General features: G+C 53.7%; 13 protein-coding genes. 7 read left to right on the forward strand and 6 right to left on the reverse strand.

The features are described from left to right. Positions 1 to 295 precede the first annotated feature (295 nt). The 6 genes from AABA21_RS23065 (at position 296) to AABA21_RS23090 (ending at position 10,583) form a co-directional block, all read left to right on the forward strand. A complete protein-coding gene (locus tag AABA21_RS23065) occupies positions 296 to 937 on the forward strand; it encodes a helix-turn-helix domain-containing protein (RefSeq protein WP_338253957.1) in 642 nt (213 codons plus the stop codon). Positions 938 to 1,259: 322 nt separating this feature from the next. Next, on the forward strand, positions 1,260 to 3,968 hold the full coding sequence (locus AABA21_RS23070) for a transglycosylase domain-containing protein (protein ID WP_338253958.1): 2,709 nt from the start codon (positions 1,260 to 1,262) through the stop codon (positions 3,966 to 3,968). A 788-nt stretch (positions 3,969 to 4,756) separates the two neighbouring features. Next, positions 4,757 to 7,048, forward strand: a complete 2,292-nt coding sequence (locus AABA21_RS23075) for a transglycosylase domain-containing protein (RefSeq protein ID WP_338253959.1) — start codon at positions 4,757 to 4,759, stop codon at positions 7,046 to 7,048. A 312-nt stretch (positions 7,049 to 7,360) separates the two neighbouring features. Then, complete coding sequence (locus AABA21_RS23080) at positions 7,361 to 8,383, forward strand: Gfo/Idh/MocA family protein (RefSeq protein ID WP_338253960.1); 1,023 nt, start codon at positions 7,361 to 7,363, stop codon at positions 8,381 to 8,383. 46 nt (positions 8,384 to 8,429) lie between these two features. Continuing rightward, positions 8,430 to 9,470, forward strand: coding sequence for a helix-turn-helix domain-containing protein (locus tag AABA21_RS23085; RefSeq protein WP_338253963.1), 1,041 nt, complete (start codon positions 8,430 to 8,432; stop codon positions 9,468 to 9,470). Positions 9,471 to 9,581: 111 nt separating this feature from the next. Then, positions 9,582 to 10,583 carry a Gfo/Idh/MocA family protein gene (locus AABA21_RS23090; protein WP_338253965.1) on the forward strand — a complete coding sequence of 334 codons (1,002 nt, stop codon included), beginning with the start codon at positions 9,582 to 9,584 and terminating at the stop codon, positions 10,581 to 10,583. Between the two features lie 63 nt (positions 10,584 to 10,646). Here the strand turns inward: AABA21_RS23090 and AABA21_RS23095 are convergent, their stop codons facing one another. From AABA21_RS23095 to AABA21_RS23120, 6 genes are all read right to left on the reverse strand, one after another. Beyond that, a complete protein-coding gene (locus AABA21_RS23095; protein WP_338253967.1) occupies positions 10,647 to 11,327 on the reverse strand; it encodes a response regulator in 681 nt (226 codons plus the stop codon). Positions 11,328 to 11,382: 55 nt separating this feature from the next. Further along, entirely contained in the window at positions 11,383 to 12,813 is a 1,431-nt protein-coding gene (locus AABA21_RS23100) for a HAMP domain-containing sensor histidine kinase (protein ID WP_338253968.1), read from the reverse strand. A 126-nt stretch (positions 12,814 to 12,939) separates the two neighbouring features. Continuing rightward, positions 12,940 to 14,502 carry a response regulator gene (locus AABA21_RS23105; protein ID WP_338253969.1) on the reverse strand — a complete coding sequence of 521 codons (1,563 nt, stop codon included), beginning with the start codon at positions 14,500 to 14,502 and terminating at the stop codon, positions 12,940 to 12,942. Next, positions 14,499 to 15,560, reverse strand: a complete 1,062-nt coding sequence (locus AABA21_RS23110; protein WP_338253971.1) for a sensor histidine kinase — start codon at positions 15,558 to 15,560, stop codon at positions 14,499 to 14,501. The genes AABA21_RS23105 and AABA21_RS23110 overlap by 4 nt, the downstream gene beginning before the upstream one ends. A 5-nt stretch (positions 15,561 to 15,565) precedes the next feature. Beyond that, positions 15,566 to 15,931 (reverse strand): response regulator transcription factor, encoded by a 366-nt coding sequence (locus tag AABA21_RS23115; protein WP_338253973.1) that lies wholly within the window; start codon positions 15,929 to 15,931, stop codon positions 15,566 to 15,568. Positions 15,932 to 15,933: 2 nt separating this feature from the next. Continuing rightward, positions 15,934 to 17,475 carry an ATPase domain-containing protein gene (locus tag AABA21_RS23120; protein WP_338253975.1) on the reverse strand — a complete coding sequence of 514 codons (1,542 nt, stop codon included), beginning with the start codon at positions 17,473 to 17,475 and terminating at the stop codon, positions 15,934 to 15,936. 474 nt (positions 17,476 to 17,949) lie between these two features. On the opposite strand from AABA21_RS23120, the gene AABA21_RS23125 reads away from it, so the two are divergent. Then, entirely contained in the window at positions 17,950 to 18,663 is a 714-nt protein-coding gene (locus AABA21_RS23125) for a hypothetical protein (RefSeq protein WP_338253976.1), read from the forward strand. Positions 18,664 to 18,697: the final 34 nt, after the last annotated feature.

Genomic DNA, 18,697 nt, shown 5'->3' on the forward strand with positions numbered 1-18,697 from the left:
CCGTATAATAATAGTGCATATAATATATAAGGCGTATCACACCAGAATCTCACACGGATTTCAAAACCAGGGCAACCGCCCTGGTTTTGAAATCCGTGTGAGCAACGCAGGCATTCATCTAATTGTGAAGGAGTTGGTGCACCCACCTGTTGTATTGCACCAGCTCCTTCACAATTAGCGCGGAAGAGTTTAATCGTAGACTTGACGATATGGTATGAATTCCATACAATTCAAGCTACATGTTGAGCATTTATTAATTGTCTGGATAGGCTCTATATTTGCAGGAGGTAACGTGGTGACATCGCACACAGGAGAGGAGTGGCTAAGTTTACGCGAGGCGGCAGAGTTGTTGGGCATGCATCCAGCCACGGTGCGTCTCTGGGCTGATCGCAATGAGATTCCCTCACGGCGAACCAGCGGCGGCCATCGCCGCTTCCGCCGCGCCGATATCGAGGCACGTTTGCGCCAGGAAACTGAGCCCAAGCCCGATCCAGCATCAGTACTGCTCGTCCAGAGCGTGCTGGGACGCGTACGCTTTGCCTTTACTGACGGCACCCTGGATACCTTTCCCTGGTATCAACACTTCAATACCGCCGCACGCGATGCCTATCGTCGGCTCGGCCGCCGCCTGCTCGATCTCATGTTGCGTTCACTTAATGATGAGACACATCTCGACGATTTAAAGAAAGAGGCGGTCGAGTTAGGAACTGAATACGGCTCTATCACTGGCAACTCCAACGTACCACTCGCTGATGCCGTACGGGCCTTCCTCTACTTCCAGACGTTGATCAATGAAGGCATTCTACAAATGGCGGAGATACGCAGCGGCCGTGATCACGATATCTTCTGGATCAAAAGCTTCCACCAGGTACAGGCCATTACAGGCGAGATCCTGCCCGCCCTGATCGAAGCCACGCAACACCGGGGCGGCAAATAAGCATCAGCCTATAACATTGGTCATCAACTTTTCCGCGTATCCTGCTATTCTGCTATCCAGAAAAGGGTACACCAAAACTGTGCCGCCAATAAAAATACTTCACAAAAACGATACATTTTTCGTTCTACAACGTCTAATAAAGAGAGCAGAGAAACATCCTGGCATAATTTGATCACATAAAAAGCCCATTACTGTGCATAACATATCATGCACCAGAACAGCATAGACCGCGAACACAAGGGACGGCAAACAAGCGATCGGGCAATTGGGCCGAACACGCGGATATTCCTCTTGTCGAATAAATAAGGGAGGGTAACCTCTTATGGCAGGCGAACAGCAAGACCCCGAGGCTAATAAATCGTCGCGACATCATCATGAGGCTCGAAGGCGCGTGCGTCGAAAAGCAAAGAATGCCCAGCCGCCCCCCTCTACTCCCAACACGCCGGTCCCTAATACGCCGTCGCTCCCACCACTGCCGGTGACGCCGCCGATAGACAGACAGAATGCCGATGCGAGCGTCACGCAACCACCATCTGCTCAACTTCCATTCTATTACGCGGCACGCCAGGAGCGCATCAAGCGCGCCCGGCATTATCTTGAGCAGAAGAGCAGGTGGGAGCAGCGTCACTCGCGTTCCCAGGAATCTCAAGATGCGCGCTATTTACCGGCTGAAACGAGCCAGCTCGCCCCCTCTTATGTGCCCATTGAATACACGCGGGCGTCCGGCCGTAGCAGACCCCGACGACCGCTACGGCGGCGCAGGCTGCTACGTCACATCTCGCGCAGACATCTGCGCAGTAACCGCAAGCAGACACGCCGTTCATTTAATCGCTTCTGGCTGGGTGTCCTCGGTACAATCGGAGCCATCATCTTGCTCATCTTTACCCTCGCGGGCGCGGGCACCTATGCTACCTACCGCTTCTATAGCAGCACCAGCAGCTCATATAACAATCAGCTTTTATCACTACACGACCTGACGCCACGCGATAACCTGAAGATATACGATAGCAAGGGGGTCCTGTTCTCCCAGCTCACCGACCAGGGCATACATACCGCCGTCACCCTCAACCAGGTTTCGCCACAGCTGATCAATGCGACCGTCGCCACGGAAGACAAAAACTTCTGGAAGAACTCTGGCATCGACGTCTTCCGTATCCTGCAGGCCGCCATCCAGAATCTTGAGCATGGCCGGGTCATCGAGGGGGGTAGCACCATCACGCAACAATTGATCAAAAACCTGATAGTCGGCAACGAGGCCAGCCTGATGCGCAAAATGCAGGAGGTAGTCCTCACACCCGAAATCAATAGCCTCTACAGCAAAAACGATATCTTAGGCATGTACCTGAACACCATCTACTATGGTCACCAGGCATACGGCATTGATGCCGCCGCCAGCATGTACTTTGGATTGCAGGATCAGCCGGGCAAGCCTGCTTCATCTCAGCTCGACCTGGCGCAATCCGCCATGCTGGCCGGCATGCCCAGCTCACCCTGGCTCTACGATCCCAGCCTGCATCCCCAAACCACGTTCGACCGCTTCAACACCGTGCTGGCCCTGATGATTCGTGAAGGCTATATCACCCCTCAACAGGCACAAGCGGCGATCAAGGAGGCCCACAAACCAGGATTCTTTAAGGGTCCAACCAATCTAACCGATCGGGCACCACACTTCAGCCAGTATGTGCTCAGTCAGCTTGAGCAGCAGCTCAAGCTCTCGCGCAGTCACCTCTCGCGCTCGGGACTAAAGGTATATACTACGCTCGATATCAGTCTGCAGGACAAGATCCAGAAGGTAATGCAGAAGCATATCGCGGAACTGGCGGGACACAATGTGACGAACGCGGCCGAGGTATTGATCGACTATCACAACGGCGCCATTCGCTCCTTACTGGGCAGCCTCGATTATAATAGCAAGACCATCGATGGCAAGTTTGATGTGGCGACGATGGGCTATCGTCAGCCAGGCTCCTCGTTTAAACCCTATGTCTATGCAACTGCGCTCGAACAGGGCTACACGCCCGCGCAGGCCATTGATGATGCGCCGCTGACGATTGTTCTGCCACCAGGATCAAATCCGCCGACCTATGCACCCAAAAACTATGACCTGCTCTATCATGGTCACGTCACCATGCGTTGCGCGCTACAGAACTCATTGAATATCCCGGCCGTCAAAACCCTGCAGCACGTCGGGATCACCAACGCATTGAAGACGGCCAGGGACATGGGCATCGAACATCCCAAAGGAGACGCGGGCTACTCGATGGTGCTGGGTGGCCTGGACGTCAATCTCTTGGAGCACACGACGGCCTTCGGCGCCTTCGCCAATAACGGCAAGACCTTCCAGCCATACGCGATCGATAAGATCGTCTATACCTACAATAATAAAGTTATCACCCATCATACGAACGCGGGCAAGCAGGCCATCAGTCCCCAGGTCGCCTACATGATGACCAGCATGCTCAGTGACAACGAATCGCGCCTGCCAGAGTTCTTTGACTGCAATCCCTTGCAGATGTACTCAAACTCAGAATCACAGTGCTGGTCCGGCAATCGCGGCACCGTGCGACCAGCGGCCGCCAAGACCGGTACCACCAATGACTTCCGTGATAACTGGACCATGGGCTATACCTCGGACTTCGTTATGGGCGTCTGGGCTGGTAACAACGACTACACCCCCATGATCGACGTCACCGGCGTACAGGGCGCGGCCCCCATCTGGCACGACTCCATGCTGCTGGCCGAAGAAGGACATCCTATCCAGGACTTTGTCAATCCCGGCGGCTTAGACAGGGGTGAGATGACCTATCCAGATGGCGTCCATACCACCGACTGGTATCTGCCCGGCCACTATCCCACCTTCACCCAGACGGCGCAAAGCATTGACCCAACCGTACCTACCGTCACAACAAAACATCATAAACACCATCACCACACGGACACGTCCGTCGCCTCGAGCCATCCCTATTGCAGCAATTTCAACTTTGTCGCCCCCCCACCCAGCACATCCGCCCCCCACATCGGCTGGTGGTAATCCTTTAGATGCAGGTTTATTGGCACTTAGCCTGACGATCGAGGATTCAAGGGCGACCAGCCTCTCTCCCGCGAGGATGCAAGCGAGCAAGACCAAGTGGTCAGCCCCTCTCCCGCGAGGATACAAGGGGCTGGTCGCCCCTTGACTGGGGGTCAGTTGTGCCCCCAACGCCTCCTCTTCTCCCGCGAGGACGCAAGGGGCTGGTCGCCCCTTGACTGGGGTTTGGGAGTTGTGCCCCCAACGCCTCCTCCTCTCCCGCAGGGATGCAAGGGGCGGTCAGCCCCTTGACTGGGAGTTTGGGGGCTGTGCCCCCAACGCCTCCCCCTCTCCCGCCGCCCGTAGGGCGGCATGGTGTGGTCCAGGGGCTGTGCCCCTGAAAACCTGCGAGTTACCATTGATTCGCTTACGGCGTTACTATGGCAGGTAACCGTTTTGGCGCTATCGTTTAGCTATGTCTGGAAACATCCTTCATAAGGATATCTACAAACAAAAATAAGATATCCGCAAGATTCTACCCGTTCATTAGTAGAATCTTATCCAGCGATTATAAGCGGCGCGTATAATTAAAAGTGAAGACATGCGCTTTCTTTGACAAGAAAGTCGACGCCATTGCTATTAATCCTATGTATATGCGTTGCTCCATCTATGTTTTTTTCTACTCCATAGACATAGCCAGGGATGCTCCACACGAACGACAGGTGGCCGCATCGAACGAGCGCACGGTGTTGTATGTATGGGCAAAGGATTGTAGTAGTGAGTGAAGATAGGTTGTAGAAAGAGGTTTGGCCATGCAGACCGATCAGCATGTCGGAGCGAATCCTCCTGAAGAGGACCCAGGATTACAAGGGGCGGATGGTGCGCAACCACGCCGCCGCATCCCCGCCAGTTTACCACCACATAGCCAGGCCGCGATCGCCCAGCGCATGAACGATGTCCCGCCGCGATCAACGCCGGGTGTATTCTATACCGGCTCGCATCAAAGTATCCATCCATCCGGCTGGCGCACGCGGCGGCATATTAAACGCAAGAATCTGCGCCAGACGTTACACACAATCTCTCTTAGTGAGCGTATCGGAACTGGCACGCTGCTACCGATGGCGGCCAGCGTGTTTTCGACCTTCCTGATCATGGTGCTTATCTTTGTGACAGTGGTTAGCTTTATCAACGCGACCCATGAGCGATTTGGGGACAAAATTACGACGTTTGAGGATATCCTGCCCAAAGATAGTACACGCATCTACGATGCTCATGGGAAGCAGATCTTTCAGATGATGGATCAGGGGAAGCAGACCAGCGAGCCACTCAGTAAAATCTCTCCCCACCTGGCCCATGCCGAGATCGCCATTGAGGATCAAAACTTCTATAAAAATCCTGGCTACGATATTACGGGTATCCTGCGTGCCGCCATCGCTGATATGACCAGCAACAAAGTGGTCTCCGGCGGCAGCACGATTACACAGCAGTTGATCAAGAACAGCATTGTGGGCAATCAGGCCACCATGTTGCGCAAGCTCCAGGAGGTGATTCTCGCTCCCGACATCTCACGCTACTATACCAAAGAGCAGATCCTGCAGATGTACCTGAATACAACCTACTATGGCGAACGTTCTTACGGGGCCGAGGAGGCGGCCCATACCTACTTCGGACTGATGGACACGCCAACGCAAACGGCGGCCCAGCAGTTAGATATCGCCCAGTCGGCGATGCTGGCCGGCATCCCCAGTTCACCGATCGCGCGCGACCCCTTCTTACATCCCAAAGCAGCCTCAACGCGCATGCAAGAGGTGCTGCAGCAGATGTATAACCAGGGGTATATCACGGCGCAAGAACGCGCCGACGCCGTAACCGAGTCCCTTAAACCTGACTTTATCAAGCATGGTACGCCTCTGAACAACAGGGCCGCGCCCCATTTCGTCAATTACACACTGCGTGAACTGGCCAGCGACCTGCATGTGAAGATCAGCGATCTCTCTCGCGCGGGACTGGTGGTCACGACCACGCTGGACCTGAATCTGCAAAACAAGGTACTCAAGGTGGCCCAGAAGCACATCGCCGAGATGGCGCGGCAACATAATATGTCCAATGCCGCCGTGGTGGTGCTGGACCAGCACACGGGCGCCATTCGCACCCTGCTGGGCAATATCGATCCCAACAATCCCAAATACGGTGACTTTGACGTGGCCTCACAGGGTTATCGCCAGCCGGGTTCCTCGTTCAAACCCTACATCTACGCGACCGCCTTTGACGAGGGGATCAGTCCAGGCGAGACTGTGGAGGATGGTCCACTCACGATCCAGATGTGCTGTGGTCTGCCCTCCTATTCGCCGCACAACTATGATCAGCGCTACCATGGCTGGGTCTCCTATCGCTATGCGCTGCAGAACTCGTTTAACATTCCCGCCGTCAAACTGCTGCTGCGTACCGGCGTCGATAAGGCATTAAATATCGCGCAGGGCATGGGCCTGAGTACCTACGAGGGTGTACCCAACTACACCATGGTGCTGGGCTCGCTGGCCATCCACCTGATCGATAACACATCAGGCTACGCGACCTTCGCCAATGGAGGCATACGCGTCCCCCCGCACGCGATCAATACCATCAAAGATCAAAACGGCAAGCTGATTCTGCAGATCAAGTCCCATCCGGCGCGGGTGCTGCGTAAAGAGACCGCCTTTATGATTACAGACGTGCTGAGCGACAACGACTCGCGTATCTACGAGTTCGGCAAATGTAGCTCACTGGTACTGTATGAGACAACCATGAACCAGTGCTACGCCGGCCATCCAGGACCCATCCGGCCCTCCGCGGCCAAAACGGGTACCTCCAATGACTTCCGCGACAACTGGACCATGGGCTACACCACAGACGTCACAGTAGGAGTCTGGGCGGGCAACAATGACAACTCACCGATGATCGACGTCACCGGTGTCGACGGCGCCGGCCCCATCTGGCACGACACCATGCTGCTGGCGGAACAGGGGCAGCCCATCCAACCCTTCCCTGGCCCACCCGACACGCTAATCAAGAAAACCCAAACCTATCCAGGCAAAACAACCACCGACTGGCACCTTATCAAATAAAAAACCAGTGAGTGGAGACACCACGGCCGCGACGCGGCCGTGGTGTCTCCACTCATGAGAAGGGCTCATCCACTAAAGCGGGGGGTGCAGGGTCCTCCCTGCCGGGGTGTGGACGAGCATGCTGGGAGCATGCTCAAGTCCCCAACAACTTCCTCCCCCTCTCCCGCCGCAGGCGGGGATGCATATAAATTGATGAGCTTGTCGTAATCTCACATATGTGTGTCGTCTCATAAGATTGCAAAAAACTCTATTGGGAATGTAGAATTAAACTAAACCTTTCGTTACTAGTCGCAATTTCAAAGGAGAAGGGTGATGATACGTGTTGCAATGCTAAGCTTCTGGCATGTCCATGCACGTGACTACACACGACAGGCGCTTGAGCATCCCGAAACCCAGATCGTAGCCGCCTGGGACGAAGAGCCAGCGCGGGGCCGCGCCAAAGCCGAGGAGCTAGGGGTCCGTTTTTACGATGACCTGAATGAGCTACTGAGCCAGACCGATATCGATGCGGTCATAGTCGATACCCCAACCAATATCCACCACGATATTATGATCGCCGCTGCCAAAGCGGGCAAACATATTTTCACAGAAAAAGTTATCGCCACCACGCTGCGCGAGTGCAATGAGATCATCGCTGCGATCGAGCAGGCCGGGGTAAAGTTGACCGTTTCGCTGCCTCGTCTCAATGCTGGCTATACACAGGCCGTTCGCGAGATCATGCGCCAGAAACAGCTGGGCGAAGCCACCCTGGTGCGTGTACGCCTCTCGCATAATGGCGCCGTCCCAACCACCGACAATCCCAACGGCTGGCTACCGGCCCATTTCTTTAATGCCGAGCAGTGCGGCGGCGGCGCCATGATTGATCTTGGCTGCCACCCAATGTATCTGACACGCCTGTTCCTGGGACTGCCGGAAAGCGTCAGCGCCACCTATGGCTATGTCACCGGCCGCGAGGTCGAGGATAACGCGCTGGTCACACTGCGCTATCCCAATGGTGCTATCGGTGTGGTTGAGGCTGGTTTTGTAAATCGCTTCTCGCCCTTTACGATTGAGGCGCATGGAACCGAGGGAAGTCTCTTCTACGGCACACCCGAGGCCCAGCTGATTATGCGCAGTACCCAACCGGGTACCCCCGGAAGCGACCGCTGGCATACCATCTCACAACTACCAGCCGAGCTACCGAGCGCCTTCCAGCAATGGGTCGGTCATATTCAGCAGGGCACAACCGCCACTGAAAATGTCCAGACCGCCATTGAGCTCACCATGTTAATGGAGGCTGCCAACATCTCTGCCCGCAGTAATCAACCTGTACGACTGGATTCGTTGCAACGCTAACCCGGACTAGCTGAGAGACAGACAGACAGACAGAGGAGACACGGTGATGACTGTCGCAAAGGATCTGAGTCGATCGCGCCACCATATTTCGCGGAGAAACATGGGACCTTCACAATTTCAACTTATGCAGGCGGATCCCCAGGCGCTTGATCGCCTGGATATCCGCTTCCGCTGGGGGCACTACGGTATTCAGGTGCTCCGTTGCCACCTGACATCGTTGAAGACCGGCCATATTATCCAGGCCCATAAACACCGGGATTTCGAGTTTCACTTTATTCCCAGTGGCACCGGCACGGTAGTGCTGGACGATGGAGCCTATCCCGTTCACGCTGGCATGTTCTTTTTGACGGGTCCACACGTGATCCATCAGCAGGAGGCCAGCCAATGGGAGCAGCTGGATGAGCTGTGCCTGCATGTCGATATCGTCAAGCTTGATGATGCCTCGACCACCTCACCATCCGCTACGCCCTGGGGTGAAGAATGGGAGGTCGCGGAGGCAGAAGAGTGCATGCGCCAGCTGCATACGATGCAGGCCCATCCAACCGTCGACCAGTATGACGCCATGAGCTGGTTTTTGACCGCTTACCGCGCCTGGCACGATCGCGAGCTGGGAGCGTTCTCAACCATCAGGCAGGCGGTCATCCAGATCATGTTGCGCACAGCCCGGGCCCACCATGTCACCCAGATCAATACGGCGTTACCTTCCAGAGATATGAATGCATATCGGTACAGTCTGGCCACGCAATATATTCGCGATAACTACGCGCACCCGCTGACGCTGGAAGAGGTAGCCGAAGAACTGCACATCTGTGGTCGCCAGTTACAAAGGATCCTGGATGAGCAGGCCGAAGAAACATTCAGTGGTTACCTGGAACGCTACCGCCTGACGCAGGTCTGCATGGCGCTCACGCATTCAGACCAGACCGTTGAGCAGTTAGCCGGCCAGCACGGCTTTTCCAGTGGTAGCTACCTGCATTATGTCTTTAAGAAACGCATGGGGATGACCCCCCAGCAATATCGTGAGCAACAACGACTCAATCAACCCATGGATGGAGCTAGCTCTTCTCGATCTACCCCATCTCACTGATTCTATATATCTGTGGTATTCCATCTGGATACCCGCGCCCTGCTATATAAGAGCTTTTCCTATATGGCACCTATTGCTTGCACCAACGCATACTCAAGGAGGAAGAACAGCATGACGATCAAAGTTGGACTCATCGGTTGCGGAGGCATTACGGGAACACATATCAGAGGCTATCTGCGCATCCCCGAGCAAGTTAAAGTCGCCGCGGTCAGCGATGTCGTGACGGCGAATGCAGAGAAGCGCGCGCAGGAAGTCGGCGGAGCAGAAATCTTTAGCGACTATAACGAGATGCTGGCGAAGGCGGACATCGACGCAGTCGACATCTGCTTACCCCATCATCTGCATAAAGACGCTATTGTAGCGGCCGCCAATGCGAAGAAGCACATTCTGTGTGAGAAGCCCCTCTGTCTGACGGTGCAGGAGGCCGAAGCGGTACAGCAGGCCGTCTCTCAAAACGGGGTCACCCTGATGTGCGCCCACAATCAGCTGACCATGCCTCCGGTCGCCCGCGTCAAACAGATGATCCAGGAAGGAACCTTCGGCAAGGTCTACGAGCTTCGCACCACCGATAGCTTCTTCAATAAGTTCGATCCTAAAAACATGGGCTGGCGCGCTCAGCGTGCAATGATCGGCGGAGGCGAGCTGATCGACACTGGCTATCATCCCACATATTTGTTGCTCTACCTGGCCAGCAGCGAACCTGTAGAGGTCACAGCCATGCTCAGCAAGCATCGCCTGGAGTTCATGGATGGTGAGGATTCCGCCCAGGTGTTGGTACGCTTCGCCGATGGATCGGTAGGAAACATCGTGACCAGCTGGGCCTACGTGCCCGCCTCCATCACCGAGAAGTTCTCGCTGGTGGCGGAAAAAGGCAGCGCCTACAGCTATGGCAGCGATCTGTTCTACAAACTGAATGGTGAAGAAGAGCAGAAAATCGAACTGAGCAGCGTCGATACCTTTGCGGAAGAGATCAAAGACTTTGTTACCTGCCTGCAGGAAGGCCGTCGCCCGGTCAACACCGAGGTCGAAGGCACCAATGTACTCAAAGTTATCCTGGGTGCCTATAAATCGGTAGAAGAGAAACGCACCATTTCTCTGGCCGACATGGCATAAACCCTACCTCCGATTATGGTTCGGAACCCGCCTCCGATTATAGTTCGGAGGCGGGCTCCGAACCTATGGGTGGGGGGATTGTTTGGGGTGGACGATGCCGTGCTCCCAGGCGTAGACGGCCGCCTGCGTGCGGTCAACCGTGTGCAGCTTGCCCAGGATATTGCTCACATGCCCCTTGACGGTCTTTTCGCTGATCACCAGCTTTTCGGCGATCTCGGCGTTGCTATGACCGGCGGCGATCAGACGCAGGACATCCAGTTCGCGCTCGCTCAGGTCGGACGCCAGGTTGCGCGCCTCTTTCTTGACACCCTGAATCTCCTGCACGACCCTGGCCGCCACGCGGGGATGCAGTACGGATTCCTCACGCGCCGCCTTGCGAATGGTATCAGCCAGCTCATCCGGTCCCACATCCTTAAGCACATAGGAGAGGGCTCCGGCCCGCAAAGCCGGAAAGATATATTCATCTTCATGAAATGAGGTCAGAATAATCACCTTTGTGCGCGGACATTGCTGCCTGATACGCCGCGTGGCCTCGATACCACTGATGTCAGGCAACATCATATCCATCAGAACGACCGCCGGTTGGAGAGCACGCGCCTTCTCTACCGCGGACTCCCCATTATCGGCCTCCTCCAGCACCTGGATATCGGGCTGCAACTCCAGAAATACGCGCACCCCCTGGCGCACCAGCCTGTGATCATCCACTAATAAGACAGTGATCGCGTTCTCTAGCGTCTCCTGCATGCCTGCCTCCTTTCGCCGCCCTGCGCGATAGCGATATACCTATCTACAAATATAATTATACCGGCGTGACGGCACATTCGATATAGATCTGCGTACCTTTGCCGCTGGCGCTCTCGATCGTGATCTGTCCATCCAGTTCGCGGATGCGTTCCTGCATGGACAGCAGGCCCACGCCATGCTTCTCACGCCTTTCCATGTGAAAACCCCTGCCGTTGTCGCTGATACGCAGCACGACCACCTCTTCTGAACAGCGCAGCTGTACCTGTACCTGCGTGGCGTTGCTATGGCGGGCAACGTTCGACAGCGCCTCCTGGCAGACGCGGAAGAGCGCCTCCTCCAGCGCTGGCGAGATGACGCAGGTTCCCTCAACCTCAATGCTGGCGGCGATCCAGGTCTGCTCCTGCCACTGCTTGATATATGTCTGCAGCGCCTGCGCCAGCGATCTACCTTCCAGGGCGACGGGACGCAGTTCGCGGATCAGCGCGCTAAGCTCTTTCTGCACATCGCGCACCAGCTGCTCCATATCGTCCAGGCGCTGGCGCGCGGCGGCCACGTCCTTTCCCATCAAGAGGCGGATCGCGCCTACCTGCATAGCGACTACAAAGACCTGCTGCTTGACGCTATCGTGCAGATCGCGCGCCAGGCGGTTGCGCTCCTCCAGCGTCGCCAGCTGCTGACGCGTACGCAGAAACTGCTGCAGCTGCTCGGCCATAGTATTCAGCTGACGCGTTAGCTGGCCCAACTCATCCTCAGAAGGATCGACGGCGCGCGCCAGAAAATCCCCCTGACTCCACTGATTGGCTGCCAGCGAGAGGCGCCTGAAGCGACGGGTAAAGCCGCGCGCCGTCAGGAAACCAGCCACGGCACCGGTCAGCGCAGCCAGGATCGTGATCACGATCACATTGAGAATAAGCAAAGGTAGCAGATTGTTGAAGTTGGCAGAGAAGACCGCGTTCGTCAACTGATCGGAGCGCAAAATGATAGCGCCCTCAACCCGTTGCCCATCCACAATAGGGGCCATCAGGACAGAGGTATGCGGACCATCTTGAAAGGCCAGTCCCTGCCCGGCGTTTTTCCCCTGCAAGAGACGCTGCAATTGCTGCTGCTCGTCTTGCGAGAGCACGCTGTGTAACTGTGGCTGCGCATCTCCCCCGTGAGCAATCAAGACGTTGCCCTGCTGATCTACCACAGCCAGGAAACTAGCGCGAGAGTGTGATGACAGATCGGTTGCACCATTGCTGGTAATCTGCAGCCATTTCGCCAGTTCCGCATGATCTGGACGTCCATTGACAAAGAATGGTACCGCCTGGGTAGCTAAACTCTGCACATTATTCAGCCAGACGCGATCAGGAAAGGCGAAAAAGTAGATCAAAATCACAACTACGGTGATCACTTCAATCAAACAGACGGTCACCACCGTAGTCAACAGAGACGAGAGCGTCAGCTTCCACTGCAGCCGCTGTCCCGGCCGTCTCAACAACTCCATGCCTCCTGCTCCAATAAAAAACACGACTCATCTATTAACGCTTTGTATTATAATACATTTCATTTAGGAAGAGACGAGAAGCGGCCGTAATATCCGCATGTATACCAGGTTTTTACCTGGTGAAAGCTATTGGTGGGCATCGAGCAGGGAGTGTATCTTATCCAGCAGCACATCCAGATCAAAAGGTTTTTGCAGGAAGTCGCTGTAGGGATCAAGCATATCTTTTTGCTGCAGCTGGATCTGTTGATAGCCGCTCATAACCAGCATCTTTGCTTCGGGTTGCCTGCGGCGTATCTGTTGCTGAAATTCTTTGCCTTGCATTTTCGGCATCATAATATCAGCTATGATCAGGCATATGGTAGCGCTATGTTCCTGAAATAGCTGCAGCCCTTCTTCTCCATCGCTGGCCACCAGAAGGGTATACCCATCTTCTCGCAGAACATCACAGATAACCTGTTGCACGTCTGGATCATCTTCCACCACCAGGATCGTCGCTTTTCCAGACGTCTTCACGGCCGTCATCACCTTCTCTGGTACTTCAATCTCGTTGAGCATCGTATCTTCCAGCGCAATCTGCTCTGCTACCGGCAAAAAGAGGGCAAAACAGGTTCCTTCACCTGGCTGGCTGGTTACCTCGATAAAGCCGTGATGTTGCTGAATGATGCCATAGACCACCGCGAGGCCAAGACCGGTACCCTGACCGACACCTTTGGTCGTAAAGAAGGGCTCGAAGAGACGGGATAATGTCTCAGGAGACATACCTTCACCGGTGTCTGTGATGGTGATCTGCACATAAGGCCCCGGTTGGGTAGTGAAACGGGCATCCTGTTTACTCTGGTGAAGCTGGAACGAATGGGTCTGGATAGTTAATGTTCCTCCGTGCGGCATAGCATCGCGCGCGTTAATGCACAGATTCATAAGCATCTGTTCCAGCTGGGTGGGATCGGCATACAGATCGACGATGTCGGGATCCGGGACAAACTCTATCTTGATCGTTGGCCCTAGCAGGGTGCTTAAAAATCCCAATGTCTGGGTGATCAAATCATTGGGCTGGATACGTATGGGCTCTAAACGGCTGCCGCGTGCGAAAGTCAACAACTGTCGGGTCATGCGTGCCCCTTGTTCGGCGCGGGTGAAAATATGTCGGAAATAGTCTGCCAGCTCTGGCCGGTCTGAAGCATGCTTTATACCTTGTTGAGCATAGCCCATCATGCCTGCTAACAAATTATTAAAGTCATGGGCCAGGCCACTAACCAGCAGACCCAGGCTCTCCATTTTCTGGGCCTGTTGAACCTGTTTTTGCAAAATTTCATGTTCGCTCTGCAACTGTTGCCGTTTGAAAAACTCTTTGATAGCCAGTGGGAGCCTGGGGAGATGGGTCTTGAGCACATAATCGCTCAGGCCAAGCTTCATAGCTTCAACCGCTATCTCTTCACTGCCGGTATCTGTAATCATGAACACTGGTAGATCGGGGCGGCATTTCGCTACGAATTTGAGCACCTCAATCCCGTTGGTCCACTTGATCTGGTAATCGGTCAGTACAAAATCAAAATCTGGCTGCTTCATAATATCTAGAAAAGCCTGCTGGTTCGTTACTTCCCGCCACTGAATAGCCGGCCAGATCTGTTCCATCTTATGTTTAATTAACTGACGATCAAAAGGATTGTCATCAATGAGAAGGACTTTCATGTCACTCCTTTCGTGACCGAGCGCAACTCCAGCCAGAATGTACTCCCCTGCCCTACTACTGAGCTCACCCCAACGTGCCCTCCCATCAGGTCAACCACTTTGCGTACGGTGGCCAGCCCCAGACCAAGACCTTCATATTCTTCAACGCCATGCAGCTGGGTAAATGGCTTGAATAGATTGGCTATATTTTGCGAAGAGATACCAATACCATGATCCTCTATCTCCAGCCGATAGCTACCATGCAGCTTTACCGCGCGGATCTGTATGTCAGGGCGGTCGCCTGGTTTGATAAATTTGAGCGCGTTAGATAGGAGATTGGTGATGGCCATACGTAACAGAAGTGGTTGCCCCTCTACAGTTGGCAAAGGGGGCTCGATCATAATGTGAGCCTCTTGCTGTTCTATCGTTGAGGAAAGGCACTGGATACATTGCTCGACTAACAACTGAAGATCCACTTCCTGCGGCTCTCCTTGCGTATGTCCCACTCTAGCGAAGGCAACCAGGCCATCAATAAATTCCCGCATCTGTATTGTAGATGTGTGGATATTGGAGAGGTACTCTCTGCCTTTATCCGTCAGTCGTTCGCCCTCTTCGCTGGCGAGAATTTCCGCAAAGCCTTTGATGGCGCGCAATGGAGCGCGCAGATCATGCGTCATCGCGTGAAAAAATGACTCCAGATCGCTGTTGCGCAATTTCAGGGAGAGAGAAAGCTCTCGGGTGCGTACCAATATCTCTACTCGTGCCTGCAGCTCTGTTTTTTCCACCGGCAAACGAATCAGATCATCGATGGTCTTCCAGAGGTGGCGTGTAATCAACCCCACCTCGCGATAGGAGGCCAGGAGTATCACCGGCAAGAAGATCGGATCTTCTCTGGACCTATGGGCTTGGATTTCAGCCCAGCGCCGATCTAAGGCTGGTCCATCAATCAAACAAACATCAAATGCCTCTGCCAGCGGCACGCCGGATTCCTGTTGCATAACCTGGTAGCGCTGAGAGAGCCAATTGGCCAGCAATGTACGGTTTTGCCTGTTTTCAAGCAGGAGCAAAAGGCGTGTCATATTAGTTATTCTTCCACAAGGCTCTGAATGATGCCTATAAGTTCCTTAATGATCAATGGTTTGACCATGACGCCCTTTGCTCCATGGGTCATGCTGGCCTGCTGAACAGCGGCGCTCTGGCGTGGAGAGATGACCAGGAAAGGAATTTTAGCCGCGCGCAATTGTTCACAGCGCGGCCATATTTGACTGTCAAAACCAGCAATGTCTACCAGCGCACCCTTTGGTGCTGGCTCCTGAATAATAGCCTGGTCAAAGGTAGGGTAGTCATAGGCGGCAATGGCATCGTATCCCTCTTTTTCAAGAACATCAACCAGCAACTGTAGATTGCGCTGATTACTATTAACCAGCAAGATGGGGGCTTTTGCAACCATGGCTAGCTCTCCCTGTTAGCTTGTTCGATGAAGTGCAAATTGCCGGTCAGAATACCCTGAATACCCGTTAAAGGTTTGCCCACCTTGATACCATAACGACCAATTTCAAGCTCACGAATAGTGCGCTCAAAGCTTGAGAGGCGCTTTTTCAGGACGCCGATGGCGCGCCGCATTTCACCTCTTAGTTCCAGGTAGCGCAAAAAGATGATATTATCCGCCAGATAGGAGAGGCCGAATTCTGAGACTTTGAACTCACCAACAACCGAGGTTACCTCATTGACTAAAAGCACCGCGACTCCCATATTCTGGAGATATTTACACAACGCATGTAAAGGTTCGACCAGGTCATGTCCTTTGAGGGAGAGGCTATAGCCAGAAACACTATCAAGCATAACGATGCGCGAGCCCTGTTGCTCTACTTCCTGGCGTACGATGCGCGCGAACTCATCAGGTGTAAAACGCAATGGTTCGACCTGGTTTATCGCAAGGGTACCACGCTCCTGCATGGTACGCACTGGAATATTGATAGCCTCACAGCGATTTAATAGCGTCTCCTTGGTTTCTTCGAATGTATAGACGACCGAGCGTTCTCCTCGACCAGCGGCCTCTTTCATGAATTGCAAACCCAGGGTGGTTTTGCCGACACCCGTTGGCCCGGTGATCATGCTGATGGCGCCGCGCTCAATGCCGCCGTGTAACAATTCGTCGATCTCAGGTACACCCGATGAAATTTTCTCCTGAACATAGCTCTGGATGTGCATTTGCGGCAGTAACTTTGGAAAGACGTGCATGCCTGTGTCCGTCAGGCGCATCACATGACTACCCGCTTGAAAGTCGGAACCGCGAAACTTACTAACACTGATCGCACGGCTCTCAGGGTTAAAGTGCAAATGAATCACGCCATCACTCATAAACTGTAGATCATCGTCAGGTGAAGATACACTTCCTTCTGAGGTAAAGACCACAGTTGCCCCTCGTTCCATCAGGAAGCGTAAGAAGGACAATACCTGCTTGCGGAACTGAAAATCGTCTGGATTAAGGAAGCGGAACTGGGTCATGGCATCGAGAAAGACGCGTTGTGGACGCAGTTCTTCAACACTGGACATAATCCGTTGCGTAATTGGTTCGCGCTCAACCTCGGCGGGCGAGAATATATCATAGCTTTGCATCTCGGTAAAAAATGAGGCACTAGGCGAGAGATCCAAAAAGTGAATTTTATCCAGAATACTGTCGAAGGCCCGGGCGTTCTGGCGAATTTCCGCTTCCGGTTCACCCATTGTGATAAACAGACAGGTCTCTCCCCGTTCTACGCCCGCAGCCAAAAAATGCATTCCCAGTGTCGTCTTGCCACTACCTGGTCCGCCACGCAAAAGGTAGGCACGGTGCGCAACCAGACCACCATCGAGAATTTCATCAAAGCCCGTAACGCCCGTTGAAAGGCGAGGAATAGTGGAGGGCGAACTCTGTCGCGAGGTGGATTCTACATCCGCAGAAGTAGTAAATGGCAATGTCTCTCCTGGGAAACGGTTTTTACTCCTGTTCATATCGTAACCTCTTTTGAGAAATGATCGGCAGTCAAATAAAGCGAGCAATCAACCATTACTTGATGCACCTTTATGGATGATCCTGTTGGCACCGAGCTAAAAATGCATATCTAGTTGAACCATTATGAGGATAAACCTACCTGTTCCAGGCTGTCCCGGAGAGCTCCTATCTTCCCCAAAATAACAATTTACATAAAAAATGGATGCGTTACAACTCGATAAATATCACTTCCTTTATTATTTATGTGTCATTGTATCGCATCGTAATAAAATTCTCAATGTCATCATTTATGCTGCTGAGCAGTGCGATGCCGCAGTATGGGCGCGTCCATAGACGATATAGAACAGGTCTGGAGACGCATAAAAAAGACGCGACTTCAGCCGCATCACAACATCCACTGTTTCTTTTATTCTTTAGGCATGACAAGAAACACAACATTGGTTACATGCTAAAAATATTAAAGGGAAACAGCTATGAATAGACAATTATTGCGTTATGAACTGCACCTGCTGGGGATGAAGGTTATTCTGCCACCGCTGCTGGTTATCATGCTATTCGGTGTACTGGCCATAGTGCTCCATATATTGGGCGTCAACACCTCCCGTGCTTTGATGTCGGGTCAGGAGATGTTTTTACCGCTCGCCATGGGCGCGATCATAGCCGCCACCGGACTGCACGATCCGGCGCTGGAGTTGCAGCTGACGATGCCCACCAGCTATCGGCGCACGGCCATGTACCGCTTTCTGCTGGTGCTGATCTGGGCAGCCATTGTTAGCTTCCTGACCAATACGATCCTGTTCAGCTTCAAGCTGGGCTACCAGCCACAACAGATACAATCCTGGGCCCTCGTCTGGCAGTTTCTGGTGGGACAACTGATCTGGCTGGCCCCACTGCTCTGGTTTATGAGCGTAGGCTTCTGCATCACGATCCTGACCCACAGCATCTCGGCCAGCGGAGCTATCCTGGGCGGCATCTGGATCTTGCAGGCCCTGTTCATCAAAAATCTGCTGGAGACCAACCCCTGGGTCCAATCCTTTGTGCTCTTTCCTACCACATTGATGCCCGATGCGCCGTTCTGGCTCACCAATCGCCTGGAATTGCTGGCCTTCGCCATCATCCTGATCCCGGTCAACTGGCTACTCTTACTCAACAATGAAAGCATGCTCAAAAGCGCGACCGCTGAATAATACAGAAATGCTATCGTCTGAAAGGAATATCAAC

This window comes from Dictyobacter halimunensis (assembly GCF_036245075.1).

Excerpts from the sequence above, each read along its gene's own strand:
- AABA21_RS23070 (WP_338253958.1), top strand. The coding sequence starts at position 1,260 with ATGGCAGGCGAACAGCAAGACCCCGAGGCTAATAAATCGTCGCGACAT.
- AABA21_RS23075 (WP_338253959.1), top strand. The coding sequence starts at position 4,757 with ATGCAGACCGATCAGCATGTCGGAGCGAATCCTCCTGAAGAGGACCCA.
- AABA21_RS23080 (WP_338253960.1), top strand. The coding sequence starts at position 7,361 with ATGATACGTGTTGCAATGCTAAGCTTCTGGCATGTCCATGCACGTGAC.
- AABA21_RS23085 (WP_338253963.1), top strand. The coding sequence starts at position 8,430 with ATGACTGTCGCAAAGGATCTGAGTCGATCGCGCCACCATATTTCGCGG.
- AABA21_RS23090 (WP_338253965.1), top strand. The coding sequence starts at position 9,582 with ATGACGATCAAAGTTGGACTCATCGGTTGCGGAGGCATTACGGGAACA.
- AABA21_RS23095 (WP_338253967.1), bottom strand. The coding sequence starts at position 11,327 with ATGCAGGAGACGCTAGAGAACGCGATCACTGTCTTATTAGTGGATGAT.
- AABA21_RS23100 (WP_338253968.1), bottom strand. The coding sequence starts at position 12,813 with ATGGAGTTGTTGAGACGGCCGGGACAGCGGCTGCAGTGGAAGCTGACG.
- AABA21_RS23105 (WP_338253969.1), bottom strand. The coding sequence starts at position 14,502 with ATGAAAGTCCTTCTCATTGATGACAATCCTTTTGATCGTCAGTTAATT.
- AABA21_RS23110 (WP_338253971.1), bottom strand. The coding sequence starts at position 15,560 with ATGACACGCCTTTTGCTCCTGCTTGAAAACAGGCAAAACCGTACATTG.
- AABA21_RS23115 (WP_338253973.1), bottom strand. The coding sequence starts at position 15,931 with ATGGTTGCAAAAGCCCCCATCTTGCTGGTTAATAGTAATCAGCGCAAT.
- AABA21_RS23120 (WP_338253975.1), bottom strand. The coding sequence starts at position 17,475 with ATGAACAGGAGTAAAAACCGTTTCCCAGGAGAGACATTGCCATTTACT.
- AABA21_RS23125 (WP_338253976.1), top strand. The coding sequence starts at position 17,950 with ATGAATAGACAATTATTGCGTTATGAACTGCACCTGCTGGGGATGAAG.